Origin of the sequence: Acidiferrimicrobium sp. IK, assembly GCF_025499425.1 — a bacterium.
GTDB lineage: Bacteria > Actinomycetota > Acidimicrobiia > Acidimicrobiales > Palsa-688 > Acidiferrimicrobium.
In genome coordinates this window covers 65,631-91,801 of sequence record NZ_JAIMCB010000007.1, presented here as the reverse complement: position 1 = coordinate 91,801, position 26,171 = coordinate 65,631, and the positions used below count along the sequence as shown (strand labels likewise).

Here is a 26,171-nt window from a genome sequence, read left to right as displayed (position 1 = left end):
CTGAACGAGATGAACCAGAAGATCATCGACGAGTTCCGCAGCAACGGGGGCGTGGTCGGCGGACCGTTCGAGGGTATGCCGGTCCTGTTGTTCCACCACGTGGGCGCCAAAAGCGGCCAGGAGCGGGTCAACCCGGTCGCGTACCGCAAGGTCGACGGCGGGTGGGCGGTGTTCGCGTCCTTCGCCGGAGCCCCGAACAACCCAGCCTGGTACTACAACCTCCTCGCCCACCCCGAGACCACCATCGAGGTAGGCACCGACACCGTGAAGGTCACCACCCGGGAGGCCACCGGCGCGGAGCGCGACGCCATCTGGGAGGCGCAAAAGCGCGACGCGCCGACCTTCGCCGACTACGAGGGCAAGGCCGCCGGGCGGACCATCCCGGTACTGATCTTCGAGCCGGCCTGACGACCGCGGCCGTTCACGGTCCCTCCACCCAACCGTCGCCACCGGTTCACTCCCCCGCCGACTGGCGATCGTAGGGTCGGGCGCGTGCGCTCGCCCGAACCGTCGCCGGCCGCCGGAGGCCGTCCCGTCGTCGAGGCGGCGGGGGTGACCAAGTGGTACGGCGAGACCACCGCGTTGGACCGCGTCGACCTGGTAATCGACGCCGGCACCGTGCACGGCCTGCTCGGCCCCAACGGCGCCGGCAAGACCACCCTCCTATCGGCGCTGTTCGGTCTGGTGCTGCCCGACGAAGGCGAGCTGCGCCTCTTTGGGCGCACCCGGGCGACGGCAGGGGCGGCGTGGCTCGACGGGGTCGGCGGCTTCGTGGAGGCGCCCCGCTTCTACCCCTACCTGAGCGGTCGCGCCAACCTGGAGGTCCTTTCCGCCCTCGACGGCGGCGACGCTCCATCGCTCGTCGACCACCTGGTCGACCTGGTCGGGCTCGGGTCCGACGGCGACCGGAAGGTGCGGGGCTACTCGCTCGGGATGCGCCAGCGTCTCGGCCTGGCCGCCGCCCTCCTGCGCCGGCCCCGGCTGCTGATCCTCGACGAGCCGACCAACGGCATGGACCCGGCGGGGATCCGCGACCTGACCGCCGCGCTGCGCCGGCTGGCGGAGGACGGCGTCACGGTCATATTGAGCAGCCACGACATGCACCAAGTGGAGGCGGTGTGCGACGCGGTAACCGTGCTCCACCGGGGGACGACGGTGTGGTCCGGGTCCCTCGACGCGATGCGCGGCGAGGCCCCCGACCCGGTGTGGCAGCTGCGCACCAGCGACGACGCCGCCGCTCTGGCCGTCGCTGGGCGACGCGCCGGTGTCGACGCGCTGCGCCACGACCAAGACGGCCCGCTCGCGGTCATGGCCGGGCAGGCCGCCCTCGACGACCTGGTCGTCGAGCTGGGCCGCGCCGGCGTCGCGGTGCGCGCCTTGGTCCTCGACACCACGCCGCTGCAGAGCTTCTTCTTCCACCTGACCGAGGGCCGCGGCGCCGATCCCGGCGCGGCCCCGGCGGCGGCCACCGGGACGGGCCTGGGACCCCGGCGCCGGGCGGTTCCGTCGCGATGACCCTCGCGTCGGGGGCGTGGCCCACCTTCGCCGCCGACCGTCCCGCCGATGACCGTCCCGCTGCCGGCGGGCGGCAGCGGGGCGGATCCGCGGTCGTGTGGCGAGCGGAGATGACCAAGATGGCCGGGCAGTGGAGGGTGCGGGCCGCGGCGCTGGCGTGCGCGGTGGCGCCTTTCGCGGTGCTGATGGCGTTCAACGTCCAAGGCGCGACGCCGAGCGACACCCTCTTCGGCCAGTGGATCCACACCTCCGGGTGGGCGGTGCCGATGGTGGTCCTCCTCTGGTCCGGGCAGTGGCTGCTACCCGCGCTGACCGCGATCGTGGCCGGCGACATCTTCTCGGCCGAGGACCACCTCGGCACGTGGAAGACCGTTCTCACCCGTTCCCGCAGCCGGGGCCAGGTGTTCACCGGCAAGCTGCTGGCCGCGGCCAGCTTCGCGGTGGTGATGGTGGTCATCGTCGGAGGGGCCAGCATGCTGGCCGGCCTGGCCGGCGGCAGCCGGCCGCTCGTCGGCCTCACCGGTCAGACCGTCCCCGCCGGGCACGCCGCGTGGCTGGCCGCGCTCAGCTGGAGCACCCAGCTGCCTCCCATCCTCGCGTTCACCGGGCTGGCGGTGCTGCTGTCGGTGTGGACCCGCAACAGCGTCGTGGGGATCGGCGCCCCGGTGCTCCTCGGCTTGGTCCTGCAGCTGGTGTCAATGGTGGACATGCCCCTCGCGCTGCGCCACTGGCTGATCAACACGCCGTTCGGGGCGTGGATCGGGCTGTGGACCCAACCGCGCTTCGTCGGCCCGGTCGGGCAGGGCGCGGCGACCAGCGGGCTGTGGCTGGCGGTCACCGTCGCCGCCGCCTGGGCGGTGTTCCGCCGCCGAGCGATCGGGGCCGCGTGATGGCCGCCCGGAGGCCGCTGGCGGCGCTGGCCGTCGCCGCTCTGGCCGGGCTCGGCGCCACCGGCTGCTCGAGCGGCGGCGGGATCACCGCGGCGCCCATCGAGGCCTCCATCTCCCACGCGTTCACCAACCTGTACCTGCTGCAACAAAAGGACATGGGCAACCCGGTCCCCGACCCCGCCGGCCTCCACACCCGGGCCACGTGCTTGAAGGGGACGCCCGCCGACCCCCAAAGCGGGGCCGGCGCCGACTGGACCTGCGACGTCACCTTCCTCGTGGCCGGCCCGGCGACGCCCGTAACCGCGATCTACAACCTGACCGTGCAAACCACCGGCTGCTACGCGGCGGACGGTGACGGCCCGGCTCCGCTGAACGGGTCGCGCACCGTCACCGGCCCCGGCTACCGCCAGGTCCACAACCCGCTGTGGCTGATCGACGGATGCTTCGCGTTGAGGTGAAGCGGGCTAGTCGCCGGGTGTGCATCGAAGGTTCGCCCCCCGGCCACCCGGCATTCTCAGGGTGCTCTTAGGTTCCAGTTGGTTCGTCCAAACGAGGGAAACGAGGGCACTAAATGAAACGACTCAGGTCGAAGCGCTGGCGTCACGACCACCGACGGGCGCTGCGCCGGGTAAGCGCCAGCACCGCAGCCGTGGCGCTGATCGCCGGCGGGGGCACCGCCGCCGCGGCGGCGATCACCGGCGGAGGTTTCGGCGACTCGCAGGTCGGCACGTCCAACGCCAACGGCATCCTGCTGGCGACCCAGCAGCGGATCAAGCCGGCCGGCACCCGGGTGCTCGACACCGCCGGGCGGATCCTCTCCTCCACGATCAGTCCCGACGGCAGGTACCTGGCCGCGTTGTCCTGGAAGAGCTTCAACGGATTCCTGACCATCTTCGACTTGAAGACCGGCACGATCGTCCAGACGGTCGGTACCGGCAGCACCGCCGACCCGACGCTCGGCGACGGCAACGTCGCCGCTGACGGGCCGCTGTACTCCGCCGACGGCACGTCCCTGTGGTTCCCGCAGGGCGCGGACCTGATCCACTTCTCGGTGCAAACCAACGGGACGGTCGACTCGGCCAGCAAGGTCGTCATCCCCCTCACCCAGACGATCGTCAACCTGACCACCGGCAACACCACCACCGACGACCTGCCCTCCGGCATGGCGCTGTCCGCTGACGGCAAATCCCTCTACGTCGCGTTCAACGGGACCAACCAGCTAGGCGTGATCGACACCGCCACCAACCAGGTGCGCCAGGTCATCGCCGTGGGCAACGCCCCCCGGCAGGTGACCGTCGTCGGCCACACCGCGTTCGTGACCAACGAGGGCGGCCGGCCGGCGAAGCCCGGGGATTTCACCAACCAAAGCGACGGGACCGCGGTGGTCGCCAGCAAGGTGACCGGGGCGGCCACCACCGGCACGGTGTCGGTGGTCGACCTGAGGACCGGCAAGGAGACCAGCGAGATCCCCGTCGGCCTCCAGCCGACCGCTGAGTACCTGGCGCCGGGCGGGATCTTGATGGTCGCCAACTCCAACGACGACACCTTCTCGATGATCAACACGGCCACCCGCCAGGTCGTGCAGACAGTGAACGTCAACCCGCTGCCCGGCTCGACGGTCGGCAGCTACCCCAACGCCATCACCATGCCCGACGCCCACCACATCCTCGTCAGCATCGGGCGGGACAACGCGCTGGCCGAGTACGCCTACGGCGGACCCCGCCAGCCGGTGCAGTACATGGGTCTGATCCCGACCGACTTCTACCCTGTCGGCGCAGCCTACGACCCGGCGATCGGCAAGATCGTCGTCACCAACGACAAGGGCATCGGGTCCCTCGGGCCGGAGTCCACGATCAACAAGGGCCCGGGCGACGCGCCGGCGCCGAACTCCGTCACCGGCCACAACACCTACGACGACACCAGCTCTCTGACCGAGTTCGCCCTCCCCTCGAGCCCGCAACTGGCTCTCTACACCGACCAGGTGTTCAAGGACAACAACTGGGACCACCTCCTGGCCTCTCAGCCGGTCGGCAACCGGATGGCCGCGCCCGTGGCGATCCCCGCCGCTCTCGGCAGCCCCTCGAAGATCAAGCACGTGTTCTTGATCGTGCGCGAGAACCGCACCTACGACCAGGTGCTCGGCGACATCGGCAAGGGCAACAGCGACCCGGCCCTGGCCCAGTTCGGGACGACCATCACCCCCAACGCCCACGCCCTGGCCAACCAGTTCTCGGTGTTCGACAACTTCTACGACGAGGGGACGCTGTCAGCCGACGGCCACAACTGGCTGATGCAGGCCGACGCCAACGACTACATCGAGAAGGAGTTCGGCGCCTTCTACCGCAGCTACCCGGCGCAGGGCGGCGACGCGCTGGCATACCAGCGCAACGGTTTCATCTGGAACGCGGCGGAGAAGGCCGGCCAGACGGTGAAGGCCTACGGCGAGTACAACAACTTCGTCAACATCAGCCAGGCCAACCCCACCTGGAGCCAGTTCTACCAGGACTCCCAGATCCTGGAAGGCAAAGCCAAGGGGCCGTTGCCGATCCCCGAGTCGGCGGTGAAGACCTACGCCGACATCCCGTCGCTCAACGCCATCGACGACCCCCAGTTCCCGCCGTTCATGCTCCAGATCCCCGACCAGTACCGGGCTGACGTGTGGCAGCAGTCGTTCACTCAGCAGGTGAAGACCGACACCGTCCCCAACCTGAGCATGATCTGGATGCCCGACGACCACACCTCCGGCCCCGGTCAGGGCACCCCCCAGCCGACCGCCGAGGTGGCCGACAACGACCTGGCGGTGGGTCGCATCATCCAGTCCATCTCCCACTCCCCCGAGTGGAAGGACTCCGCGGTGTTCGTAGTCGAGGATGACAGCCAGAACGGCACCGACCACGTCGACGGCCACCGCAGCCCGCTGCTGGTCGCCAGCCCCTACGCCAACCGCGACGCCGTCAACTCGACGTACTACACGCAGCTCAACGTGGTGCGGACCATCGAGCAGATCCTCGGCATCGCCCCGATGAACCAGGAGGACCGGGCCGCGGAGCCCATGTTCGACGCGTTCACCAACAAGGCTGACCTGCGGCCCTACACCGCTCAGGCCAACCAGGTCCCGTTGACCCTCGGCCTTTCGCCGGCGCCTTCGAGGGTCTCGGCTGCGGCGGTGCCCGCCGGGTCGACCAGTGCTCCGAGCACGGCGAAACCGTCGAACGCCACCCCGGCCGCCGCCGGTGTCCCGGCATCGGAGGCCGGCGTTTACCAGCAGTGGGTCGAGTGGGCCCGCAACAACCACTTCGGCGTGACCAACGCCATCCCGGACTTCGCCAACGCGGCGCAGCTCAACCACTACGACTGGTACTCGGCCCACAACTGGACGACGCCCTACCCGGGCGAGAAGACCATCGTCGGCCCCAACCAGGTGCCAGGCCATCAGCTCCCGGGTGGGTACCTGGGGGACTGACGGTCTGACCGGCCGGCTGCTGGCCTGACCGGCCGGTTGGCCGGTTGGCCGGTTGGAAGTGGACGTGGCGCCGGCCCCTGTAGGGGTCGGCGCCACGGTCGCGTCCGGAGGCGGGGGCGTACGGCGCTACGAGCGCCGCCGGTCTCGCTCGACGTCCAGTTGGGCACCGACGGGCGTGGAGGACTGGACCTCGAAATGAGCGGCGCGGTGCCTCACCGGCGCTCGCCGGCGCCCACCGGCGCCACCCCGGCCGGGGCCGCGGCCGGGCCGGGGGCGGGCCGCCGGCGGGCGCTCAGCGGGCGGTCAGGCCTGGGTGGCGCCCGGTGATGTTGCCGTGGCGGTGACGGGTCTCGCTTACCGCCTGCTCCCTCACCCAGCGCAGAGCCTCGACCGCGGGGGCGGCGACCACCCCGGCGGTATCCACCCAGCAGCCGGCGTCGTGGGCCGCCAGGAGCAGGGCGTCGCCCGCACCCCCGATGACCCGCAGCTTGTCGGCCGTCACCGCCGACAGCCGCGCCGCGAGGTCGTCATCGCTCTCGACGACGACATCGACGACATCGGCGCCGGCGCCGACGGCGGCGCCGGCCTCGAGGCCGGCCTCGATCGGCGCGGCCAGCGGCTGGGGCGAGGAGACCACGACCTGCACCCCGGCGCCGCGGGCCGCGGCGACGGCCAGGTGCAAGTCGGCGGCCCGAGCAGCCGGACCGGCTCGCAGCACGACGCTTCGCAGCGGCAAGTGACGCTCCACGTTGCTCTCCGCGGCCAGGCCGCTCGGATCCGCCGGCGCCAGGTCCTCGCGAACCACCCGGGCCACCGCAGCGGCGAACTCACCGACCGAACCGGACCACGACGCACTCAAGGTGCCGAGGGACGCCACGTAGTGCGGGCCGCCGGCCTTGGCGCCGGGTCCGACGACGCTGCGCTTCCAGCCCCCGAACGGCTGGCGGCGAACCACGGCACCAGTGATATGACGGTTGACGTAGAGGTTGCCGGCTTGGACCCGGTCCCTCCACCGGGCGATCTCAGACGGGTCGAGCGAGTGCAACCCGGCGGTCAGCCCGTACGCCGGCTGGTTCTGCCACCCGATCGCCTCGTCGAGGTCGCGGGCTCGCATCAACCCGAGCACCGGCCCGAAGCACTCGGTCAGGTGGAACGGCGACCCGGGCGCCACGCCGAGCTTGACCCCGGGAGACCACAGGTTGGGGTTGTCGCCCACCTGGGCCGGCCGCACCAGCCACTCCTCTCCTGGCTGCAGACGGGTGAGGGCGTCGGCCAGCGGCCCTTCCGGCGGTCGGATGAGCGGGCCGATGGTCGTCGCCAGATCCCAACCGGGCCCCGGCGACAGGGTCGTCACCGCGTCGACCAGCTGCCGGCGCCACCGGGCGTCGTCGTACACCGACGCCTCGACGATCGCCAGGCTGGCCGCAGAGCACTTCTGGCCGGCGTGACCGAAAGCGGAGCGGACCAGGTCAGCGACGGCGGCGTCGAGGTCGGCCGCCGCGGTGACAACGATGGCGTTCTTGCCGCTGGTCTCGGCGTGCAACGCCATGGTCGGGCGCCACCCGAGGAACGTGCGGGCGGTGTCCCACGCGCCGGTGAGGATCACCGCGTCGACGCCCGGGTCGCAGAGCAGCGCCCGGCCTGCCGGCCCGTCGCTGCAAGGCAGGAACTGAAGTACGTCCTCGGGGATCCCGGCTCTCCAGCACGCCTCGACCAGCGCCCACCCGACCGCGACGGTCTCGGGGGCCGGCTTGAGGATCACCGCGCTGCCGGCGGCCAGCGCGGCCAGCACCCCGCCGGCGGGGATGGCCAGCGGGAAGTTCCACGGCGGGACCACCGCAACGGTGCGGTACGGCTCGAAGTGGGCGCCGCCAGCGTCGAGGCGGCCGGCACACGCCGAGTACCACCGGGCAAAGTCGACCGCCTCGGAGACCTCCGGGTCGGCCTCCGCGAACGTCTTCCCGGCGTCCCTGGCCATGACGGCCAGCAGCCGGCCCCGGTCCGCCTCGAGGGCGTCGCCGACCGCAGCGACCAACCGCCGCCGCTCCCGCGCCGGGAGGTCCCGCCACCGCTCCCCCGCCGGGCCGGCGGCTCGCACGGCGCGACGCGCGTCGTCCTCGTCGGCGTCCACCCACCGGTAGGCGACCTCGCCGGGCACGCCGGGATCGTGCCCGTCGACCAGGCGCCCGACGTCGATGCGCTCGCCGGCGACCACCGCCGGCACGACGCCGAACCCGAGCTCGGCGAGCGGGCGGTGCTGCCCGGCCAGCCACTCCCGCTGCGCCGCGACGGCCGGATCGGTGTCGGGCTGGTTGGCGAACGTCTCGACGTCGGGGTCCGGCCCCGACCGGCGGGCGCAGCGCAGCTCGGGATCACCTCGATAGGAGCCCGGCACCGAGGAGTGCCGGTCGCGCACCGACGCCTCGAAGCGGGCCCGCTCCTCGGCCCACGCCGGGGACCCCGGCCGCAGGTCGAACTGGCGCCGCAAGAAGTTGTCCGGTCCGGTGTTCTCGTCGAATCGCCGCACCAGGTAGGCGATCACCGATTCGCTGTCGCTGCGGGCGGCCACCGGCGCGTACAGCAGCATGGTGCCGGCCTCCCGGTGGACCGCGGCGGCCATCGACGGGGCCATGCCCTCCAGCATCTCGGGTTCGACCATGTCGGCCACGCCTCGGTCCCGCGCCACGGTCAGCGCCCAGGCCACCTCGAAGAGGTTGTGGCTGGCCACCCCGACCCGCAACGCCCCGGCGTTGAGCGGGTCGAGGGCGATGTCGAGCATCCGCTTGTAGTTGGCGTCGGTCGCCTCCTTGGTCGGGAAAGGCGCCGCCGGCCATCCGGCCAGCTCCGACTCCACCCGCTCCATGGCCAGGTTGGCACCCTTCACGATCCGAACCTTGACCGCCGCGCCCCCTTCGCGGCGCCGGGCGCGAGCCCACCCGGCGAGGTCGTCGAGCACCGCGACGGAGTCCGGGAGGTAGGCTTGGAGCACGATCCCGGCCTCCAGGGACCGGTAGCGAGGCTCGTCTAGGACCTTCCGGAAGACCTCCACGGTCAAGTCGAGGTCCCGGTATTCCTCCATGTCGAGGTTGACGAACTTGGCCGGCTGGTGGGCCAGCGCCTCGTCGTAGAGGCGCCGCACCCCCGCCGCCACCCGGGCAACCTCATGGTCGAACGCCTCGACGTGGAGCTGGGAGGACACCCCCGACACCTTTACCGACACGTAGTCGACGTCCGGCCGGCGCAACAGGGCGACCACCGCGTCGAGGCGCCGGCCGGCCTCCTCGTCGCCGAGCACCGCCTCCCCCAGGAGGTTCAGGTTGGAGCGGACCCCCTGCGCTTTGCGGCGGGCCAGGTGGCGACCCAACCGGCGGGGGTCGGCGTCGACGACGAACCCCGACAGCTCGGCGCGCACCCTGGCCCGGACCAGGGGCACCACCACCGTCGGGAAACGGGTCGCGGCCGCCACGCCGAGCCCGAGCAGGGCCCGGTCGAGAGGTCCGAGGAAGCGGGGGGCGTCGCTGGCCGCCACCAGCTCCGCCAGGTGGCGCGCGGCGCGGCGGGGGTCGCGGATGCGAAGGACCTCGTCGGTGAGCGCCAGCACGAACGCCAGCCCGGCCGGGTCCTCGAGGAGGCGGGCGATGCGGGCCCCCTGGCTGCGTTCCCGCCGGCCGCGGGTCGTCGTTGCTGCCACCAGCAGACGCTCTGCCAGCGCCGCGGCCCTGGCCGCGGCTGCTTCGTCGGTGCTGGTGGTGGGCGGCGCGCTCATCCGACGATGCTCGCGCCTGGCCGCGACCGACGGCGACGATGCCCCCTCGTCGCTCGGGCAGCCGCCGGCGGGGCGTCAACGCCGGAGCGGCCGTGATTGGCGCGGCGCGCTTCGGGTGCGGAATGGTCAACGGACCACGACAGCCCTGGCACGACGAAGACACACTACGACGGCCTCGGCACGACAAAAAGGGGAGGCCATCTTCGATGGGCACGCTTGACGGACGGGTAGCAATCATCACCGGAGCGGGACGCGGGATCGGGCGGGAGCACGCGCTGCTCTTCGCCAGCGAAGGGGCCAAGGTGGTGGTCAACGACCTGGGCGGCGCGGCAGACGGCACCGGCGGGGACGCCTCGCCGGCCGAGGAGGTCGTCGCGGAGATCAAGGCGATGGGCGGCGAGGCCATCGCCAACCACGACGACGTCGCCGACTGGGACGGCGCCAAGCGCCTGGTGGACGGCGCCATCGAGACCTTCGGCGGCTTGGACATCTTGGTGAACAACGCCGGCATCCTGCGCGACCGCATGTTCGCCAACACCACCATCGAGGAGTGGGACGCGGTCATCCACGTCCACCTGCGAGGCCATTTCTGCCCGACCCGCCACGCCGCGGGCTACTGGAGGGAGAAGGTCAAGTCCGGGGAGACCGTGCACGCGTCGGTGATCAACACGTCGTCGACGTCCGGGCTGTTCGGCAACGTCGGCCAGACCAACTACGGCGCGGCCAAGATGGGCATCGCGGCCATGACGATCATCGAGAACATGGAGCTGAGCCGCTACGGCGTGCGGGTCAACGCCATCGCGCCGGCGGCCCGGACCCGGCTCACCGCGTCGCTCGGCGGCCTCTCCAGCCAGGAGGTGGCCCCCGACGAGTTCGACCAGATGGACCCGGCGAACATCTCGCCGTGGGTGGCCTACCTGGCGACCGAGGACTGCCCGGTCAACGGCCGGGTGTTCCTCGTCTGGGGCGGCAAGGTGCAGCTGTTCCAGCCGTTCGCGATCGTCGACGGCATCGAGAAGGACGGCCGCTGGACCGTCGAGGAGCTGAAGAAGGAAGGCGCCCGCCTGGCCGACGTCCCCTTCGACCTGCGCAACCCCTTCGGCGGCTGACCCTCCGGCCCGATGAGCACCCGTTGGGACCCCGCCCAATATCTGCGCTACGCCGGCGAGCGAGAACGGCCGTTTTGGGAGCTGGTCGCCCGGATCACCACCGGAGCTCCCCGCGACGTCGTGGACCTCGGGTGCGGCCCGGGGACCGCGACCGCGGGGCTGGCGCAGCGGTGGCCGGAAGCGACCATCACCGGGCTGGACAGCTCCCCGGAGATGATCGAGCGGGCGTCGGCGCTGCGCATACCGGGCCGCTTGCAGTTCGCGCTGGCCGACGCCGGCGAATGGACCCCGGCGCCGGCCAGCCTCGACGTGATCGTCTCCAACGCCACCCTCCAGTGGGTGCCGGGACACGTGGCCCGCTTCGAAGCGTGGCTGGCCGCGCTCCGGCCCGGCGGGACGCTGGCGTTCCAGGTCCCAGCCAACTTCGACGCTCCTAGCCACACCCTCCTGCGGGACCTGGCTACCTCCCCGGGTTGGCGGGACCGGCTCGGGGAGGTCGGGCGCCGGGTGCACATCTCAGACCCGCGGCGCTACCACCGTGAGCTGCGGGCCCTCGGCGCGCAGGTCGACGCCTGGGAGACCACCTACCTCCACGCCCTCCACGGCGCCGACCCGGTCCTCGACTGGGTGCGCGGCACGGCGCTGCGGCCCTACCTGAGCGTCCTCGACGCCGGCGACGCCGCCGCGTTCAGCGACGCGTACGCCGCCGACCTGCGAGCCGCCTACCCGCCGGAGCCGACCGGCGAGACCCTCCTGCCGTTCCGGCGGATCTTCGTGGTGGCCACCCCGGCGGCCTGAGCCCACCCCCGCCGGCGGGTCCTGCTCCACGGGGCCAGGGACAGCGCGCCGCGGGCCCGGCGGCGGGCGGGGACCCCGCGGCGCAGGGCCCGCTGCAGCTGCGTCGCGTACTCCCAGGCGGCGAGCGCCGCCGCCGTGTCGACCGGCACCCGCCGGTTGTAGCGGGCCGCGTCGACCAAAGCGGCCAGCGCCTCGATCGGGCCGGCCAGGGCCGGCCCGAGGTGGCCCACCGCGTTGACCGCGACCGCCGGGGCGCTTAACGACGGGGGCACCTCCACGCCGCGCTCCGCCAGGCGGTCCATGACGCATTCCCAAGCCCCGCTGACCTGCGCCCTGGCGTCACCGGCCCGGCGTTGGCGGTAGCGGCGGACCGCCTTTGCGGCCACCAGCGCGCTCGGGGCGGCGGCCGCCACCGCGACGGCCACCAGCAGCCACCCCAACCACCCGGTCGCCTCGCCGCGGCCGCTGCGGGCGGGGGCGGCTCGAGGCGGGGCCTCGGCCGGCGGCGGCGGCCCGGCGCTGTCCAGCGTGCGCTGCTCGGCGATCGCCTGGCTGACCGACGACTGCTGCGACGACGCGGCGCTCCGCGACGCCGATGCGCCGGTGGCGGGCACCGTCGGCCACGGCAGCCATCCGATGCCCCGCAGGTTCACCTCGGGCCACACGGCGAGGTCGCGGCTGGTGAAGGTGGCCTCCGCCGCGACCGGCCCCGGGCGGCCGCCCAGGTAGCCGACCGCTAGGCGGGTGTCGAAGCCGACGGCCCTCGCGAGGAGGGCGAACGCGGCCGCGTACTGCTCGGCGCTGCCGTCGTGGTCGTGGAGGAGCTGGATGGCCTGGTAGGCGCCCGAGCCGATCGGCGAGCCGCCCGGCGGGTGGCGCACGAACGCCGGGCCGGTCAAAAACGAGCTGATCGCGGTGAGACGCGCGAACGGGGCCGGCGACACTCGGGCGACGACGGACGCCGCCACCGACTGGATGGCGTAGGGCAACGGCGGGCTGCCGGGGTCGGTCCCACCGGCCGGTGACGCCGAGAGGAGCGCCTGAGCGCCCGGATCGGGGACCTCGGCCCGGACCCGGTAGCTGCGGGGCTGGCGGGCGCCGGGCGCGACCGCCAACACGCCGTCGCTGGCGGCGACGTCGAGGCCCGGCACCGACACCTGGACCGGCCGGTCGGGGGCCGGCAGGTAGGTGGCCGGACCGTCTAGGTGGACGTCGGCGACGACCGTGGTGGTCGGCACCTGCAGCCGGGGTCCCGGAGGGAGGGTCGTTCCTCCCCGCAGCAGGGTCGCGGTGGAGACCCACCCGGTGCCGGTGTAGTGGTCCAGCACGTCGAGGCGCCAGTAGACGCTGGTGGGGTCGGCACCCGAGGTCCGCACCGACAGCTCCGGCTGCACCGGCCCGTCGTAGACCGCGGCGTAGCTGACCAGCGGGTTGACGCCGGGGGGCGTGGCCCCCGCGGGGCGCAGCGCAGCCCGCAGGTCGTAGCGCTGCGAGGACTCGGCGCCCGGCAGGCGCCCCCCGAGGGGAAGCGCCAGCACGCCGACCGCCGCTGCGGTGGCCGCGCCGGCTCCGACCTGCGCCCACGGGACTCTCCTCGCGGGGGCGCCGCCGGCGACGCGCGGCCCGGAGCTGGGCCCGCCGGCGGGTCGCTCCAGCGGCGCCAGCCGGCGGACCACGACCGTCACCGCGGCGGCCGCCAACAGCGCGGCGGCGTCCCAGGTGGGGGCGGGCAGGCCTCCTGCACCGACCGCCAACGCGGCGCCGTAAAGGACGACCGGCGCGGCGACCGGCGCCAGCGCCGAGCGGGTCCGCACAGCCGCCTCGGCGGCGACGCCGGCCGCCACCGCCGCGGCGACCATCACCACCCCGAGCTCGGGACCGCCGGCGGGAAGGGGCAGTGCCGAGGTGAGCAGGTGGGCGGCTCCGGCCCGCAGGCCGCCGAGAGCGGAGCGGCCCTCGGCGTCGGCCGGTACGGCGACGAGCGCCACGGACAGAGCCGTCCCGTCGACGAGCAGCCGCGACCAGGGGCCCGACGCTGCGCCCAACCGGCCGGCGCGGCGCCCCGCGGCCGGCGGCGACGGAGCGGTCCGGGGCGCCGCGAGCACTGACACGCAGGCCACGAGGACCGGGACGGCCACGGCGACGAGCAACCACCAGGTGCCGGCCCCGGCGAACAGCGGGCGCAGCGAGGGGATCACCACCGCCACGACGGCACCGGCCGCGACGACGTCGAGGACCTGTTGGGGACCGCCGCGGGGGGTCATCGGTGAGCCATCCGGTTCCACGCGTCGGCCAGCGCGGACGCGTCCGGGCCGTGGACTACGAGGACCCCTGAGCGCTGCCGCCACGCGGCCTGGGCGCCCGGATCGACCCGGCAGATCACCACCGGCGAATACCGGTGCTGCTCGGCGGCCAACCGGGCGTCGACCCTGGGCTCCGCCCGGCCGGTGACCACCACCAACGCGCCGCCGTCAGCCCCCGCCCCGACCGCTTCGAGCAGCGCCGAGACGTCCTCCGCGGCGACGGGCTCGACGGCCGCCAGGCGGTCGGCGACCGTCGTCGCCCCTACCCGCAGCGCCCACCCCGGCTCTTCCCGGACGGTGCGCAGCTCCACCCGGTGCCCGTTGCCGGTCAACGCGTGCGCGACCGACGCGGCGACCTCCACGCCGGCCTCGAAGGTGTCATCGGTCCAGCGACCGCTCCGGTTGTCGAGCACCACCGTGGCTCGGGGCTCGTTGGTGTCGACGTGGTGACGAACGACCAGGGTGCCCAGGCGCGCCGAGGACCTCCAGTGGATCAGGCGCCGATCGTCGCCGGGCACGTACTCCCGCAGCGACGCGAACGTCACCGACCCGGTCGGGGCGGTCTGCGAGACCGGCCCTTCGAGGTCGACGACCACGCTGGCCGGAAGAGGCGAGAGCGGCCACGTGCGGGGCCGGACCCAGAGCAGGTCGTGGCCGCCGTGGTCCTGGCGGGCCCGGAGCAGCCCCAGGGGGTCGCTGCGCACCACCCGCAGCGGGCCGAGGACGAGGCGGGCCCGCCGGTCGGTCGGCAGCTGGTAGCGGACCAAGGCGGTGGCCCCGGCGGCGACCGAGTGCACCGCCAGGCGCATGTCGGCCCGGGCCAGGCGGTCGACGACGGTGATGGCCGGCGACGGCCAGCGGGAGCGGTTGGCGACCGACAGGAGAGCGACCGCGGGCTGCCCGACGGTGACCGCGGACGGCTGGAAGGTGCGCCGCAGCGCCACGTTCGGTCTCCACGACACGAACCCCCCGGCCGCGACGAGGGCCACCAGGCACCCCGCCGCCACCACTGCGAGCTGGGTGAAACCGGAGACCACCGCGACTAGGTAGCAGGCGACGCCGCCGCCGAGCACCGCCCACCCGGCGGCGGTCAGCGGCAGGCGGCCGAGCCGGCGGCCGGCCGCCGGGGCGGGCGCAGCAACCATCAGGCCGGCGCAGGCACCGAGACGGAGGCCAGCACACCGTCGAGCAGGTCGTCGACCCGCCGGCCCTGGACCTCGGCCTCGGGGGTGAGGACCAGCCGGTGGCCGGCGACCGCGTGGGTGACCGCCTTCACGTCCTGGGGTACGACGTAGGTGCGGCCATCGGCCACCGCCCGGGACTGGGCCGCTCGCAGCACGGCCAGGGCGCCACGGGGGCTGAGCCCGAGGCGGACCTCGGGCACGGCCCGGGTGGCGCGGGCCAGCGCGACCACGTAGCGGGACACTTCGGGGTCCACGTGGACCCTGGCCACGATGCGGATCATGCCCATCACCTGGGCTGCGTCGAGGACCGGCGCCAGGGCCGGCGCCCGGCCGCCGACCGCCCGCTGGTCGAGGATGGCCGCTTCGGACTCGGCGTCTGGGTACCCGACGCTGATGCGCATGAGGAACCGGTCGAGCTGGGCCTCCGGCAGCCGGTAGGTGCCGTCGAGGTCGATGGGGTTCTGGGTGGCCAGCACGAGGAACGGCTGGGGCACCGGGTAGCTGACCGCGTCGACGGTGACCTGGCGTTCCTCCATGACCTCGAGCAGCGCGGACTGGGTCTTCGGTGACGCCCGGTTGATCTCGTCGCCGAGCACCAGGTTGGCGAACACCGGGCCCTTGTGGAACTCGAAACGCTCGTTGTGCTGGTCCCATATGGACACGCCGGTGATGTCGGAGGGCAGCAGGTCGGGGGTGAACTGGATGCGCCGCCAGCTCGAGTCGATCGACGCGGCTACGGCCTTGGCGATGGAGGTCTTGCCGACCCCGGGCACGTCCTCGATCAGCAGGTGGCCCTCGGCGAACAGGCAGCACAACGCCAGGCGCAGGACCTCGTTCTTGCCCTTGATGGCCCGTTCCAGGTTGGTCAACAGCGCCTGATGCCGTTCGGCGAACCAAGCAGCATGGGAGTCGGAGATGGGGGCGGGCCCGTTGTCGGGCGGGGATTGGCTGCTCATCGGACGGTCACGCATTCCTTGCTCGGGCCGGGTCGGGGAAGGCCGGCTGGCAGGGTCCGCTGGAACGTCGCCGCCATCCTGAAGCAGTGGTTGCCGGCGGCCACACCGGTGATCGTGTAACTGGTCGCGCTCGGCGGCGGCTGAGCCGGGGACGCGGTCCCGTCCTGCAACAGCAGGTAGTCGCCGGCGAACCCAGGCCGGGAGGACACGTCGTGCCAAGTGACGGTGACCGTGCCGGCGGCGGTACTCACCACCGAGGCGGTGACGTCCGCGGCGAGGACGGTGGGAGGCGGCGGCGTAGAGCGGTGGAGCGCCACCCACAACCCAGACCCGCCACCGACCACCGCGGCGACGGCCGCGGCCACGGCGAGCAAAGCCCGCGTGGAGCGCCGGCGAGGCGGCGGCGTCTCGGGGTCGCCGGGCTCGTCGGGTTCGACCCGCCGCCACGACGACCACTCCGCGGTGGGCGCCGCGGGGACCGCCGCGGAGGGCACCGCCGCAGAGGGGACCGGCGCCGCGGACCCGAGGGGAGACGACGACCCGAGCGCTTCGGCGGACCCGGCCGGGGCGGCCGACGGCGCCGACGGACGCGGCGCGCTCAAGCGCCCGGCGGGCGTCGACGTCGGCCCCGGGTCAGCTCCGGGAGGCTGGGCGGCCGGGACCGCCGGCGACGGGCTGGCCACCCCCGCCAAGCGGGGCGCCCACCCGGCGAAGTCGGCGGCGAGGTCCGCGGCCGTCGGCCGGGCCGCGGGGTCCTTGCTCATCGCCGCCTGAAGCAGCTCCCACAGACCCCGCGGCAGGCCTTCCAGCGGCGGCGGGTCCTCCTCCAGGTGGGCCCGGAGGAGCGCGGCGGGGTGCTCGGCGGCGAACGGTCGGCGTCCCGACAGGACCTCGTAGGCCATCACCCCGAGCCCGTAGATGTCAGACGCGCTGGTGACCGGCTGCCCGGCGACCAGCTCGGGGGCCAGGTATTCGGCGGTGCCGATGAGCTGGTCGGTCCGGGTGATCGTCGGCCCGGCAGCGGCGCGGGCGATCCCGAAGTCGGTGACGCGGGCCCGGGGGGACGGGCCGCTGCGGTCGATGAGCACGTTCTCGGGCTTGAGGTCGCGATGCACGATCCCGGCCGCGTGGACCGCGGCCAGCCCGGTCGCGACCTCGGCCAGCAGCCGGCAGCCGGCCTGCGGGTCAGGGGGACCGGCGCGGCGCAGCAAGCGGCGGACGTCCTCGCCTTCGACCATCTCCATGACGATGGCCAGCGTCGTCCCCTCCGCCACCAGGTCGATTACCGGGACCACGTTTTGGTGCTCCACCCCGACCAGCGCGGTGCGCTCCCGAAGGAAGCGGGTGACCGCGACGGGGTCCTCGGCCAGCTCGGCGCGCAGCACCTTCACCGCCACCGGGGTGGCGTCGGCCCGCCGCCGGCCTCGCCACACCGTGCCTCCGCCGCCCGATCCCACCGGCTCGACCAGCAGGTAGCTGCTGCCGATCGGCCGGCCCGGCGCGGCGTCGGGGGCCGGCGCGACGCGGTCCCTGCCGTCCTCGGCCTCGGCCTCCGCGACGCGGACCGCGGCGTCGGCTGAAGGGCGGGCGGTCTCCTCGGCCGCCAGGCACTCCTCGATCAGCGCGCTCAGCCACCTCGGCGCACCGGCGGGCACCGCCCCCGGCGACCGTCCGGTGGCCATCGCCAGCAACAGCGCCTCGCGCCCCTCGCCGGCCTCTCGGGCCCACGGGGCGCGGCCGGCGAGCAGGGTGTGCAGGCACGAGCCGAGCGCCCAGATATCCCCCGCCGCCGACCACGGGCGCCCCTCGAGCACTTCCGGCGGGAGGTGGGCGAGGGCCGCTTCGCGGTCGCCGGCCCCTTTCTCCACCTCTCCGGGCCGGGCGTCGATGCCCTGAAGTCCGGCCACGGCCATGCCCTCGACGATCACTCCCTGCTCGCTTCGCAGCAGGTTCCCTGGGCGCAGGTTGGCGTGCAAGACGCCCTGAGCGTGCAGGTCGGACAGCGCCCTGGCCGCCCCGAGAAGCGCCGACGCTACGTCTCGGGCGGGCAGCGCACCGCGCCCCACCTGCTCGGCCAGCGACCCGCCGGCGGCCCATCGGGTGGCCTGCCACGGATGCCCGCCGGGTCCCACGCCCCCGCCCAGGATCGGGTTGACGTGCGCACCGGGAACCAGACGCCGCAGCAGCGCCAAGTCGTCGATGTAGCGACGCCGGGCCCGTTCGGCTGGTATCGGCCGGCCGATCTTCACCGCCACTTCCACGCCGTCGACCCGCCGGGCCCGGACGGTGACCCCCCGAGGACCCCTCCCCGCGACCCGCCCGGTGGTCATCCCGGCGTCGCGGAGGACCGCGCCCAGGTCGACCTCCTCGGCGTCCCCCCATCTCCCGGGGTCCGCCTCCATCAGCGAGCGCCGCCATGCACGCCGCGCATGGTAGTGGTACCGGAAACGTCCGAAGCGAGGCTTACAGGCACGTTCCGGTTCCAGCGCGTACCCTTTGCCCCATGGCTGGGATCTCCCCCGACGGCCAACCCCGCCGCGTGCCTGTCACCGCTCGGCTCTCCACCCGCGGCTACGGCCGGGTCGGGCTGGCCGGCGTGGTGGTGGCCGCGGTTTTGGCGGTGACGTTCGCCACCGGCTACACCTCGACCAGGCTGCTCTCCAACGACAGCAGCGCCTGGTTGCGCAAGGGTGTCACCGTCGCGGAGATCAACGGCCCGTCGGCTCGCTACGAGGCGGTCGCCAGCGCGTCGCCGACGTCGGTCGCGGCTAGGGCCACCGACCCGCTCCAGGTCGTGCAGACCCCCGACGGGCAGCTCTACACCGACGATCCGCGGACCGGGAAGGTGTACCGGATCGACATGAGCACCATGACTCCGGAGCCGGGGCCCGAAGGCACCGCGGTGCTGGCCCGCGGCGCGCACGTCTTCGTCGTCGACGGCAAGCACCGGACGCTGACGCCGGTAGACCCCCAGAGCCTGGCTCCAGGACGGCCCGTCACCCTCCCGGCGCCGGTGGCCAGCCAGGCCATCGCCGGTGACGGCACCGCCTACATCGGCGCCACCAACGGCGAGGTCACCACCGTCGCGGGTTCCTCGGTCCACACGGTCCAGGTCACCGCCCACCCCGAGCCCGTCGACATGTCGGTCGTCGGCTCCAGCCCCGTCGCGGTAGACCCGACCGCCGGGGTCCTCTACAACCTGGCCGGGCCGAAGCCGGTGCCGGTGCGGTTGCCCGGGCCGGCCGCCAGCCCGCTGGAGCTGGCGTCCAGCCAACCGGCGGGGCCGGTGTGGCTGGTGCAAGGCGACGCCCTAGTCGAGGTCAACCTGCCCGACGGCGGGGTGCAGTCCGCGCAGCTGCCCGCCGGCGACGGGTTCGGGCCGCCGGTCATAAACGCCGGGCGGGTGTACGTGCCCGACGACACCCGAGGCCAGGTGCTGGTGTTCGACTCGGCGTCGCGCACGCCCGAGCCGGCCATCGACGTCCCCGCCGGCGCCCCCGGGTCGTCTTCGATCGAGGTGGTGGTCAAAGACGGCGCGGTCTGGATCGACAATCCCACGTCGAGGGACGGCAAGCTGGTCGGCGCCGACGGCAGCGTGAGGACCATCGACAAGAGCACCGGCGACGGGGTCACCGATCCCAACGCCAAGCCGGCCTCCAAGGCCCCGATCCCCGCCCCGCAACCGACCGCCTCCCCGCAGCCGCCGGTCAGCCCGCAGCCGGTGATCGGCTCGCAGCCCGGATCACTCCCCGCCGCGACCAGCGCGCTCGCCGTCCCCGCCCCGCAGGCGCCTCCTGCCGGGCCGGCGCCGACCGCCCCGATCGTTGCTCCGCCGGTCGTCCCGGCGGCCACGACCGTCGCGCCGACCACCACCACCACGAGGCCCACGACGACCACGACCCAGCCCCCCGGGCCGGCGGAGGTCACGGTGCCGACCGACCTGGTCGGCCAGAAAGAGCAGGCCGCGTGCGCGGAGCTGCAGGCGGACAGGCTGGCCTGCAGCGAGCAGCTGGTAGCCACCGCGGCACCCTCGGGCCAGGCCGACGACGTCGTCACCGCCACCCCGGGCGGCAAGGTCCCGCCTGGCACCAAGATCACCCTCTCGGTCGACGAGGTGGCGGTCCCGGCGATCCCTGCCGGCGCCAGCCCGAGCGCCTACTGCGCGGCCGCCAACACCGACTACGGGTTCGTGTGCACCTCGACCTCCGACGGGGCGGCGCCGGCGGGAACCCAGCCCGACGTGGTGACCAAGGTGACCCCCGACAGCCCCGGGACCCTGGTCGCCCCCGGCACGCCGATCGTCGCCCACTACTACACGCCGACCCCGCCGCCGGCGCCGGTGGTGGTACCCGACTGTGTCGGCGCCCCCTACCAGAACTGCGCGGCGACCGGCCTCACGGTCAACGCGGTGGTCGCCCCCACCCCCACCGCGGCGGTGAACTGCCCCGACGTGTACCAGCAGTCGCCGGCGGCCGGCACCACCGTGCCGCCCGGCAGCGCGCTGACCCTCGACTACGACCCGGTGTGCGCGGCGCCGCTCTACGAGCAGAACCACATCGGCACCAACGTGTTCTTCTTGACCTTCGACGCGTCGTCGTGGCCGTCGGGTCTCAGCAGCGAGTGGACCCACCCGACCGGCGCCGGGGCCGACGCCTACCAGCTGCAGGGCGGGGCCTGCCCGAAGGCGGGGACCGTGCCCCTCTACGAGTTCGAGTACCTGGCGACCGGAACGAACTCGGGCAACCGGGACCACTTCTACTTCACGACCAGACGCGGCTTCGCCGCCAAGGGTTGGACGGCCAAGGGGGCGATGGCGTGCGTGTTCCCCTCCCAGGTAGCCGGCACCGTCCCGGTGTACGCCAACTACCTGAACGACCCGTCGGTGCCCGCCGACTACGTCTGGACGCCGAACACCCCCAACAGCAACACCCCCAACCCGGTGTGGTACCAACCCCAGCATCCGTAGCGGCCCGAGCCCCTAAGGGCCGGCCGACGGTCCCCTATCGGCCCGCGGCCAAGCGGCGCTTTCGGCGATGTCCAGCAGCCGGGCGGCCGCCGGGCCCGGTCGACGGCCCCCGGCCCACACCGCCCGGATGGTCCGCTCGAAGCGCAGCTCCGGGCAGGGCACGACGACCAGCTCCCCGGAGCGGACCTCGGCCTCGACGGCCAGCGCGGACAGCACCGCCGGCGCGGCGCCGGCCACCGTCGCTCCTTTGATGGCCGTCGTGCTGGCCAGCTCCATGAGGGCGGTGACCTCGAGGCCGTGGGCGGCCAGCTCCGCGGCGAGGATGTCGCGGGTGCCCGAGCCCTGCTCGCGCAGCACCAGCGGCGTGGCAGCCAGTTCCGCCGCGCCGAGCGGCCGGCGGCGGCGGGCCCACGGGTGCCCGGCGCCGACGACCACCACCAAGGCGTCGGACCCGAGATCGCACGAACGCAGCCGGCGGGGAACGGCCGGACCCTCGATGAACCCCAGCTCGATGTCACCGCCAGACACCAGATCGATGACATGGGAAGAGTTGCCCATCTCCAGCGACACCCCGACCTCCGGCAGCGCGCTTCGCAGCTGGCGCAGCCAGCCCGGCACCAGGTACTCCGCCACCGTCAGGCTGGCACCGAGCCGGAGATGGGAGCGGGCGTCTCGGCGTAGGGCCGCGGTGCCGGCCTGCAGGGCCCGCATCCCGTCGAGGATCACCGCGGCCCACTCCACCGCGGCCTGACCGGCGGGGGTCAGGCGGGATCCGGTCCTGGCCCGTTCGAGCAACTGCAGGCCCAGAGCCCGCTCGAGGGCGCGCAGGCGCATGCTGGCGGCAGGCTGGGTGATGCCGTGGGCCTCGGCGGCGGCGTTGATCGACCCGAGCTCGCCCACCGTGACGAGAAGGTCCAGTGCGGCCAGGTCGGGGATCGGCTCCGCCAGAGGCATAAGCGAAGCTTATGACCGTCGAGGGGATATGCCGGTAGGCGCGAAGCCCGATCGGCACCAAAGTGACGGTGATGCCCATCCCGCAACCGGTATCTCAACACCGAGCGCAGCCCGGCACGCCGAGCCCGCGACGCCGGTCCCCCGTCGGAAGCCAGGCGGTGCGGCTACTGCCCGGCGCCGGCCTCGCGGCGGCCGTCGCGGCGGTCGCCACCTTCCTGGGAGGCTTCGTCCCGGCGCTGGGCGCCCCCCTGATCGCCATAGTCGCCGGGATCGCCATAGCTGCCTGGCGGCCGCTGCCGGGTCCGCTGGGACCGGGGCTGGGCTTCACCAGCAAGCGGGTCCTCCAAGGGTCCATCGTGATCCTCGGCCTCAACCTGTCGGCCCGGGAGGTGCTGCGCAGCGGGCGCAGCTCGCTTCCCGTGCTGGCCGGGACCCTGGTGCTGGCCCTGGCCGCGGCGGCGGTGGCCGGACGGCTGCTGCGGCTGCGCGGGGATCTCAACCTGCTCATCGGCGTCGGGACGGCGATCTGCGGGGCGTCGGCGATCGCCGCGGCCGACTCGGTGATCGACGCCGAGGAAGCCGACGTCAGCTACGCCATCGCGACGATCTTCACGTTCAACGTCGTGGCGGTGCTGGCCTACCCCTCGCTCGGCCACGCGCTCGGGCTGTCCCAGCACGCGTTCGGGTTGTGGGCCGGCACCGCGGTCAACGACATGTCGTCGGTGGTCGCCGCCACGACCGTCTACGGGCACGGAGCCCTGTCCTACGGCGTGGTGGTCAAGCTGACCCGCACCCTGGCCATCATCCCCATCTGCCTGGGGTTGGCCGCGTGGCGTCACCGCCGCCCGGCCGGCGCGGCCCGGTCGGAGCCGGGCCCCCGCCCGGCCAGGGCGGGGCGAAGCCTGCGGCGGGTGTTCCCGCTTTTCATCCTCGGGTTCGTCGCCGCGGTGACCCTGAACAGCGCCGGGGCGGTGCCAGCCTCCTCCCACCGGGGGCTGGGCGACCTGGCCACCTGGATGATCACCGCAGCGCTGGCGGCCATCGGGCTGTCGACCCGGCCGCGGGCCATCCGCGCCGCGGGGGCCAGGCCGATGATCCTCGGCGCGGTCCTCTGGTTCACCGTCGGCGTGACCAGCCTGGCCCTACAGCTGGCCAGCGGGCAGCTGTGACCGGGCCCGGCGATCCACTGCGATCCCCTACCCTCGGGGGTATGGAACTCCCCGAAGACGTAGTAGACGACGTCCGCAAGCGCCTCCGGCGCATCGCCGGCCAGGTGCAGGGCATCGAGCGCATGCTCGCCGAGGGCCGGGAGTGCAGCGACGTCGTCACCCAGATGACCGCGGTGTCCAAGGCGGTCGACCGGGCCGGCTTCAAGCTGGTGGCCGCCGGCCTGACCTACTGCATCTCCAACCCGGAGGAGGCCGCGGCCGACGGCTATCCCCTCCCGGTCGTCGAGAAGATGTTCATGAACCTGGCCTGACCGCCATACCCGCACGGGTATGCCGTCCGGAGGTTCGAAAAGGACCTTCGGCCCTAACGGGCGGGGGGCCCGCAGCCGGATCCTCGGAGCATGAGCAGCCGCCGGCCACGCTGGCGGCCCACGAGGGAGGTGGCGCTATGCCGAGCAAGAAGGTCCTGGTCCTAGGCGGCAACTTCGGTGGACTCACCGCCGCCCTGGCCGTCAACCATGAGCTGCACGGCGACGTCGATGTCACCGTCGTGTCCGCGTCGGACCGGTTCGTGTTCAACCCGTCGCTCATCTGGTTGCCCTTCGGCAAGCGGTCCCCCGACGACGTGACCTTCCCCCTCGAGCCGACCTTCGACGCCCACGGCATCAACTTCGTGCACGCCGAGGCCACCCGCCTCGACCTCGCCGCCCAAGCCGTCGAGACCACCGCCGGTCGCTACACCTACGACTACCTGGTCATCGCGACGGGTTACCGCAACAACTTCGACGTCGTCCCCGGGCTCGGCCCCGACGGCAACGCCTACACCATCACCTCCCTCGAGGACGCCATCCACGCCGGCGAGGGGTGGAAGCGGTTCTTGAAGGACCCCGGCGACGTGATCGTGGGGGCGACTCAGGGCGCCTCCTGCTTCGGTGCCGCCTACGAATACCTCTTCAACGTCTCCCACCAGCTCCGCAAGGCCGGTCTGAAGAAGCGGGTGACGCTCACCTACGTCTCGCCCGAACCCGAGCTCGGCCACTTGGGCATCGGCGGCCTCCCCCACGGCGAGGGCCTCCTCGGCATGTTCCTCAAAAAGGAGCACATCACCGCGGTCGTCGACACCGCGGTCGACCACGTCGACGAGGGTCGCTTGGTGCTCGCGGACGGCACCAAGCACGAGTTTTCCTACGCCATGATGATCCCGCCGTTCCTCGGCCAAGACGTCGTCCGACGGGCCCCCGAGATCGCCGACGAGAAGGGCTACGTCCGCGTCCGCGACACCTACCAGACCGAGGCCTACGACAACGTCTACGCGGTGGGCATCGCCGCCGCGGTCACCGTGCCGTGGCAGACCGCCAACCCGGTCGGCATCCCGAAGACCGGCTTCCCGACCGAGGCCATGGCGCACGTCGCGGCCAGGAACATCGCGGCCCAGATCCGCGGTGAGGCCCCCGGCCAGCACAAGGACTTCGCCGACATGCAGGCGGTGTGCGTGATGGACGCCGGCAACAACGGGGTGATCATCCTGGCCGACAAGATGCTCCCGCCGCGCAAGCACGGCGTGTTGATCCCCGGCCCCCAGGCCCACCTGATGAAGCTGGCCTTCGAGAAGTACTTCCTCTGGAAGGCCCGCAACGGCTACGTGAACCTTCCCTGAGCGATTACGGCAGACTGGCTCGTGACCTCCGCCCCGCTGACCGCAGACCCCCACGCCGCCGGGCTGGCCCAGCTCGTAGGCGACGACCTCGCCGTCCCTTGCGTCGACGGGATCGAGCGGCGCTACACCAACCTCGACGCGGCGGCGTCGACCGGCGCCCTCCCGGCTGTGGCGTCGAGGGTCGCGGAGTTCGTCCCGTGGTATTCGTCGGTGCACCGCGGCGCCGGCTTCAAGTCCCAGCTGGCCACCCAGGCCTACGAGGACGCCCGCGCCGCGGCCATGGCCTTCGCCGGGAGGGGCGACGATCGCGACGACGTGGCGATCATCCTGCGCAACACCACCGAGGCGGTCAACCACCTGGCCTACCGGCTGCGGCTGGACCCCGCCGACACCGTGGTGACCACCGTCGCCGAGCACCACGCCAACCTCCTGCCGTGGGCCCGGCTGTGCCGGCGCCGCTACGTCGAGGCGGCAGAAGACGGGACCTTCAGCGTCGAGGACGTCACCCGGGTCCTCGACGACGGGCCCCGCCCGGCGCTGCTAGCCATCACCGCGGCGTCGAACGTCACCGGATGGTCCCCCCCGCTCGACGCGGTGATCGACGCCGCGCACGATCGAGGCGTGAAGGTCTTCGTCGACGGGGCCCAGATGGCGGCCCACGGGCCGCTGCCGCCGGGCGCGGACTTCGTGGCGTGGAGCGGCCACAAGATGTACGCGCCGTTCGGCGCGGGGATCTTGATCGGCCCCCGGGGCGCGTTCGAGGACGGGGACCCGTTCCTCGCCGGCGGGGGCGCGGTCGACTTGGTGGACCTGGACGAAGTGGCGTGGACCGCGCCACCGGAGCGGGAGGAGGCGGGCAGCCCCAACGTGATCGGCGCGGTGGCCCTGCACGCGGCCATCGACCAGTTGACCGGTCTGGGCTGGGACCGGATCCGGGCTCACGACGCCGACCTGGCCCGCCAGATGCGCGACGGCCTGCGGGGCATACCCGGGGTGCGCCTGCTCGGCCCCGGTCCGGCCACCCCGACCCTGCCGCTCGCCGCGTTCACCGTCGACGGGTTGCCCCACGCGCTGGTCGCGGCCCGCCTCAGCGCGGAGCACGCCATCGCGGTCCGCCACGGCTGCTTTTGTGCCCACCCGTATCTGATGCGCCTCCTCGGGTTGAGCCCCGACGAGATCAGCCGCTACCGCGACGCGGTGCTCGCCGGCGACCGCCGGGCGATCCCGGGCGCGGTACGGGCCAGCGCGGGGATCAACACCTCCCCCGCCGACATCGACCGGCTGCTCGCCGCGGTGGCCGCCATCGCAGGCGGCGCCCCGGCCCCCGTCGACTACGTCCAAGACCCCCGCACCGGCGACTTCCGCCCGGCGGGCGAGGAGCCGGGACGGGGCGGGACCGACGGCGCCGGCTCGGTGTGCGTCACCGGCTGACGGCCTGGGA

18 protein-coding genes are annotated in these 26,171 nt (G+C 73.5%); 12 read left to right on the top strand and 6 right to left on the bottom strand.

All coding sequences use genetic code 11. The annotated features are described in order from the left end of the window. From K6U06_RS13005 to K6U06_RS12985, 5 genes are all read left to right on the top strand, one after another. A complete protein-coding gene (locus K6U06_RS13005; protein WP_410051044.1) occupies positions 1 to 408 on the top strand; it encodes a nitroreductase family deazaflavin-dependent oxidoreductase in 408 nt (135 codons plus the stop codon). A gap of 84 nt (positions 409 to 492) precedes the next feature. Continuing rightward, entirely contained in the window at positions 493 to 1,515 is a 1,023-nt protein-coding gene (locus K6U06_RS13000; protein WP_262322370.1) for an ABC transporter ATP-binding protein, read from the top strand. Beyond that, positions 1,512 to 2,405 (top strand): ABC transporter permease, encoded by an 894-nt coding sequence (locus K6U06_RS12995; RefSeq protein ID WP_262322369.1) that lies wholly within the window; start codon positions 1,512 to 1,514, stop codon positions 2,403 to 2,405. Before K6U06_RS13000 ends, K6U06_RS12995 begins: the two co-directional genes overlap by 4 nt. Beyond that, positions 2,405 to 2,863 carry a hypothetical protein gene (locus K6U06_RS12990; protein WP_262322368.1) on the top strand — a complete coding sequence of 153 codons (459 nt, stop codon included), beginning with the start codon at positions 2,405 to 2,407 and terminating at the stop codon, positions 2,861 to 2,863. The genes K6U06_RS12995 and K6U06_RS12990 overlap by 1 nt, the downstream gene beginning before the upstream one ends. A gap of 113 nt (positions 2,864 to 2,976) precedes the next feature. Further along, positions 2,977 to 5,868, top strand: a complete 2,892-nt coding sequence (locus K6U06_RS12985; protein ID WP_262322367.1) for a bifunctional YncE family protein/alkaline phosphatase family protein — start codon at positions 2,977 to 2,979, stop codon at positions 5,866 to 5,868. A 292-nt stretch (positions 5,869 to 6,160) separates the two neighbouring features. Here K6U06_RS12985 and K6U06_RS12980 read toward each other — a convergent pair whose 3' ends face one another. Then, positions 6,161 to 9,634, bottom strand: coding sequence for a bifunctional proline dehydrogenase/L-glutamate gamma-semialdehyde dehydrogenase (locus tag K6U06_RS12980; RefSeq protein ID WP_262322366.1), 3,474 nt, complete (start codon positions 9,632 to 9,634; stop codon positions 6,161 to 6,163). A 206-nt stretch (positions 9,635 to 9,840) separates the two neighbouring features. Here K6U06_RS12980 and K6U06_RS12975 point away from each other — a divergent pair, with 206 nt between their 5' ends. Both K6U06_RS12975 and K6U06_RS12970 read left to right on the top strand, forming a co-directional pair. After that, complete coding sequence (locus K6U06_RS12975) at positions 9,841 to 10,743, top strand: SDR family oxidoreductase (RefSeq protein WP_262322365.1); 903 nt, start codon at positions 9,841 to 9,843, stop codon at positions 10,741 to 10,743. 12 nt (positions 10,744 to 10,755) lie between these two features. Further along, positions 10,756 to 11,541 carry a trans-aconitate 2-methyltransferase gene (locus K6U06_RS12970; RefSeq protein ID WP_262322364.1) on the top strand — a complete coding sequence of 262 codons (786 nt, stop codon included), beginning with the start codon at positions 10,756 to 10,758 and terminating at the stop codon, positions 11,539 to 11,541. On the opposite strand, the gene K6U06_RS12965 is transcribed toward K6U06_RS12970, so the two are convergent. Genes K6U06_RS12965 through K6U06_RS12950 form a run of 4 tightly spaced genes read right to left on the bottom strand, consistent with a single transcriptional unit; the run spans position 11,466 to position 18,386 of the window. Then, positions 11,466 to 13,805, bottom strand: coding sequence for a DUF3488 domain-containing protein (locus tag K6U06_RS12965; protein WP_262322363.1), 2,340 nt, complete (start codon positions 13,803 to 13,805; stop codon positions 11,466 to 11,468). The two genes, K6U06_RS12970 and K6U06_RS12965, sit on opposite strands and share 76 nt — an antisense overlap. Further along, the gene (locus K6U06_RS12960) at positions 13,802 to 14,989 is read right to left on the bottom strand and encodes a DUF58 domain-containing protein (protein ID WP_262322362.1); all 1,188 of its coding nucleotides are present in this window, start codon (positions 14,987 to 14,989) and stop codon (positions 13,802 to 13,804) included. The genes K6U06_RS12965 and K6U06_RS12960 overlap by 4 nt, the downstream gene beginning before the upstream one ends. Beyond that, positions 14,989 to 15,984: an AAA family ATPase gene (locus K6U06_RS12955; RefSeq protein ID WP_262322361.1), complete on the bottom strand. Its 996-nt coding sequence runs from the start codon at positions 15,982 to 15,984 to the stop codon at positions 14,989 to 14,991. Before K6U06_RS12955 ends, K6U06_RS12960 begins: the two co-directional genes overlap by 1 nt. After that, entirely contained in the window at positions 15,981 to 18,386 is a 2,406-nt protein-coding gene (locus K6U06_RS12950; protein ID WP_262322360.1) for a protein kinase domain-containing protein, read from the bottom strand. Before K6U06_RS12950 ends, K6U06_RS12955 begins: the two co-directional genes overlap by 4 nt. A gap of 101 nt (positions 18,387 to 18,487) precedes the next feature. Between K6U06_RS12950 and K6U06_RS12945 the strand changes: the two genes are divergently transcribed. Next, positions 18,488 to 20,950, top strand: a complete 2,463-nt coding sequence (locus K6U06_RS12945; RefSeq protein WP_262322359.1) for a hypothetical protein — start codon at positions 18,488 to 18,490, stop codon at positions 20,948 to 20,950. A 12-nt stretch (positions 20,951 to 20,962) separates the two neighbouring features. On the opposite strand, the gene K6U06_RS12940 is transcribed toward K6U06_RS12945, so the two are convergent. After that, complete coding sequence (locus K6U06_RS12940; RefSeq protein WP_262322358.1) at positions 20,963 to 21,904, bottom strand: LysR family transcriptional regulator; 942 nt, start codon at positions 21,902 to 21,904, stop codon at positions 20,963 to 20,965. 158 nt (positions 21,905 to 22,062) lie between these two features. On the opposite strand from K6U06_RS12940, the gene K6U06_RS12935 reads away from it, so the two are divergent. The 4 genes from K6U06_RS12935 to K6U06_RS12920 all read left to right on the top strand — a co-directional run bounded on the left by K6U06_RS12935 (position 22,063) and on the right by K6U06_RS12920 (position 26,161). Then, positions 22,063 to 23,073, top strand: coding sequence for a YeiH family protein (locus K6U06_RS12935; protein ID WP_262322357.1), 1,011 nt, complete (start codon positions 22,063 to 22,065; stop codon positions 23,071 to 23,073). A 41-nt stretch (positions 23,074 to 23,114) separates the two neighbouring features. Then, a complete protein-coding gene (locus tag K6U06_RS12930) occupies positions 23,115 to 23,384 on the top strand; it encodes a metal-sensitive transcriptional regulator (RefSeq protein ID WP_262322356.1) in 270 nt (89 codons plus the stop codon). Between the two features lie 137 nt (positions 23,385 to 23,521). Beyond that, positions 23,522 to 24,730 carry an NAD(P)/FAD-dependent oxidoreductase gene (locus K6U06_RS12925; protein ID WP_262322355.1) on the top strand — a complete coding sequence of 403 codons (1,209 nt, stop codon included), beginning with the start codon at positions 23,522 to 23,524 and terminating at the stop codon, positions 24,728 to 24,730. 21 nt (positions 24,731 to 24,751) lie between these two features. Then, positions 24,752 to 26,161 carry an aminotransferase class V-fold PLP-dependent enzyme gene (locus K6U06_RS12920; RefSeq protein WP_262322354.1) on the top strand — a complete coding sequence of 470 codons (1,410 nt, stop codon included), beginning with the start codon at positions 24,752 to 24,754 and terminating at the stop codon, positions 26,159 to 26,161. Positions 26,162 to 26,171 lie beyond the last annotated feature (10 nt).

Coding starts and splice junctions, on each gene's coding strand:
- K6U06_RS12995 (WP_262322369.1), top strand. CDS start 1,512: ATGACCCTCGCGTCGGGGGCGTGGCCCACCTTCGCCGCCGACCGTCCC.
- K6U06_RS12990 (WP_262322368.1), top strand. CDS start 2,405: ATGGCCGCCCGGAGGCCGCTGGCGGCGCTGGCCGTCGCCGCTCTGGCC.
- K6U06_RS12985 (WP_262322367.1), top strand. CDS start 2,977: ATGAAACGACTCAGGTCGAAGCGCTGGCGTCACGACCACCGACGGGCG.
- K6U06_RS12980 (WP_262322366.1), bottom strand. CDS start 9,634: ATGAGCGCGCCGCCCACCACCAGCACCGACGAAGCAGCCGCGGCCAGG.
- K6U06_RS12975 (WP_262322365.1), top strand. CDS start 9,841: ATGGGCACGCTTGACGGACGGGTAGCAATCATCACCGGAGCGGGACGC.
- K6U06_RS12970 (WP_262322364.1), top strand. CDS start 10,756: ATGAGCACCCGTTGGGACCCCGCCCAATATCTGCGCTACGCCGGCGAG.
- K6U06_RS12965 (WP_262322363.1), bottom strand. CDS start 13,805: ATGACCCCCCGCGGCGGTCCCCAACAGGTCCTCGACGTCGTCGCGGCC.
- K6U06_RS12960 (WP_262322362.1), bottom strand. CDS start 14,989: ATGGTTGCTGCGCCCGCCCCGGCGGCCGGCCGCCGGCTCGGCCGCCTG.
- K6U06_RS12955 (WP_262322361.1), bottom strand. CDS start 15,984: ATGAGCAGCCAATCCCCGCCCGACAACGGGCCCGCCCCCATCTCCGAC.
- K6U06_RS12950 (WP_262322360.1), bottom strand. CDS start 18,386: ATGGAGGCGGACCCCGGGAGATGGGGGGACGCCGAGGAGGTCGACCTG.
- K6U06_RS12945 (WP_262322359.1), top strand. CDS start 18,488: ATGGCTGGGATCTCCCCCGACGGCCAACCCCGCCGCGTGCCTGTCACC.
- K6U06_RS12940 (WP_262322358.1), bottom strand. CDS start 21,904: ATGCCTCTGGCGGAGCCGATCCCCGACCTGGCCGCACTGGACCTTCTC.
- K6U06_RS12930 (WP_262322356.1), top strand. CDS start 23,115: ATGGAACTCCCCGAAGACGTAGTAGACGACGTCCGCAAGCGCCTCCGG.
- K6U06_RS12925 (WP_262322355.1), top strand. CDS start 23,522: ATGCCGAGCAAGAAGGTCCTGGTCCTAGGCGGCAACTTCGGTGGACTC.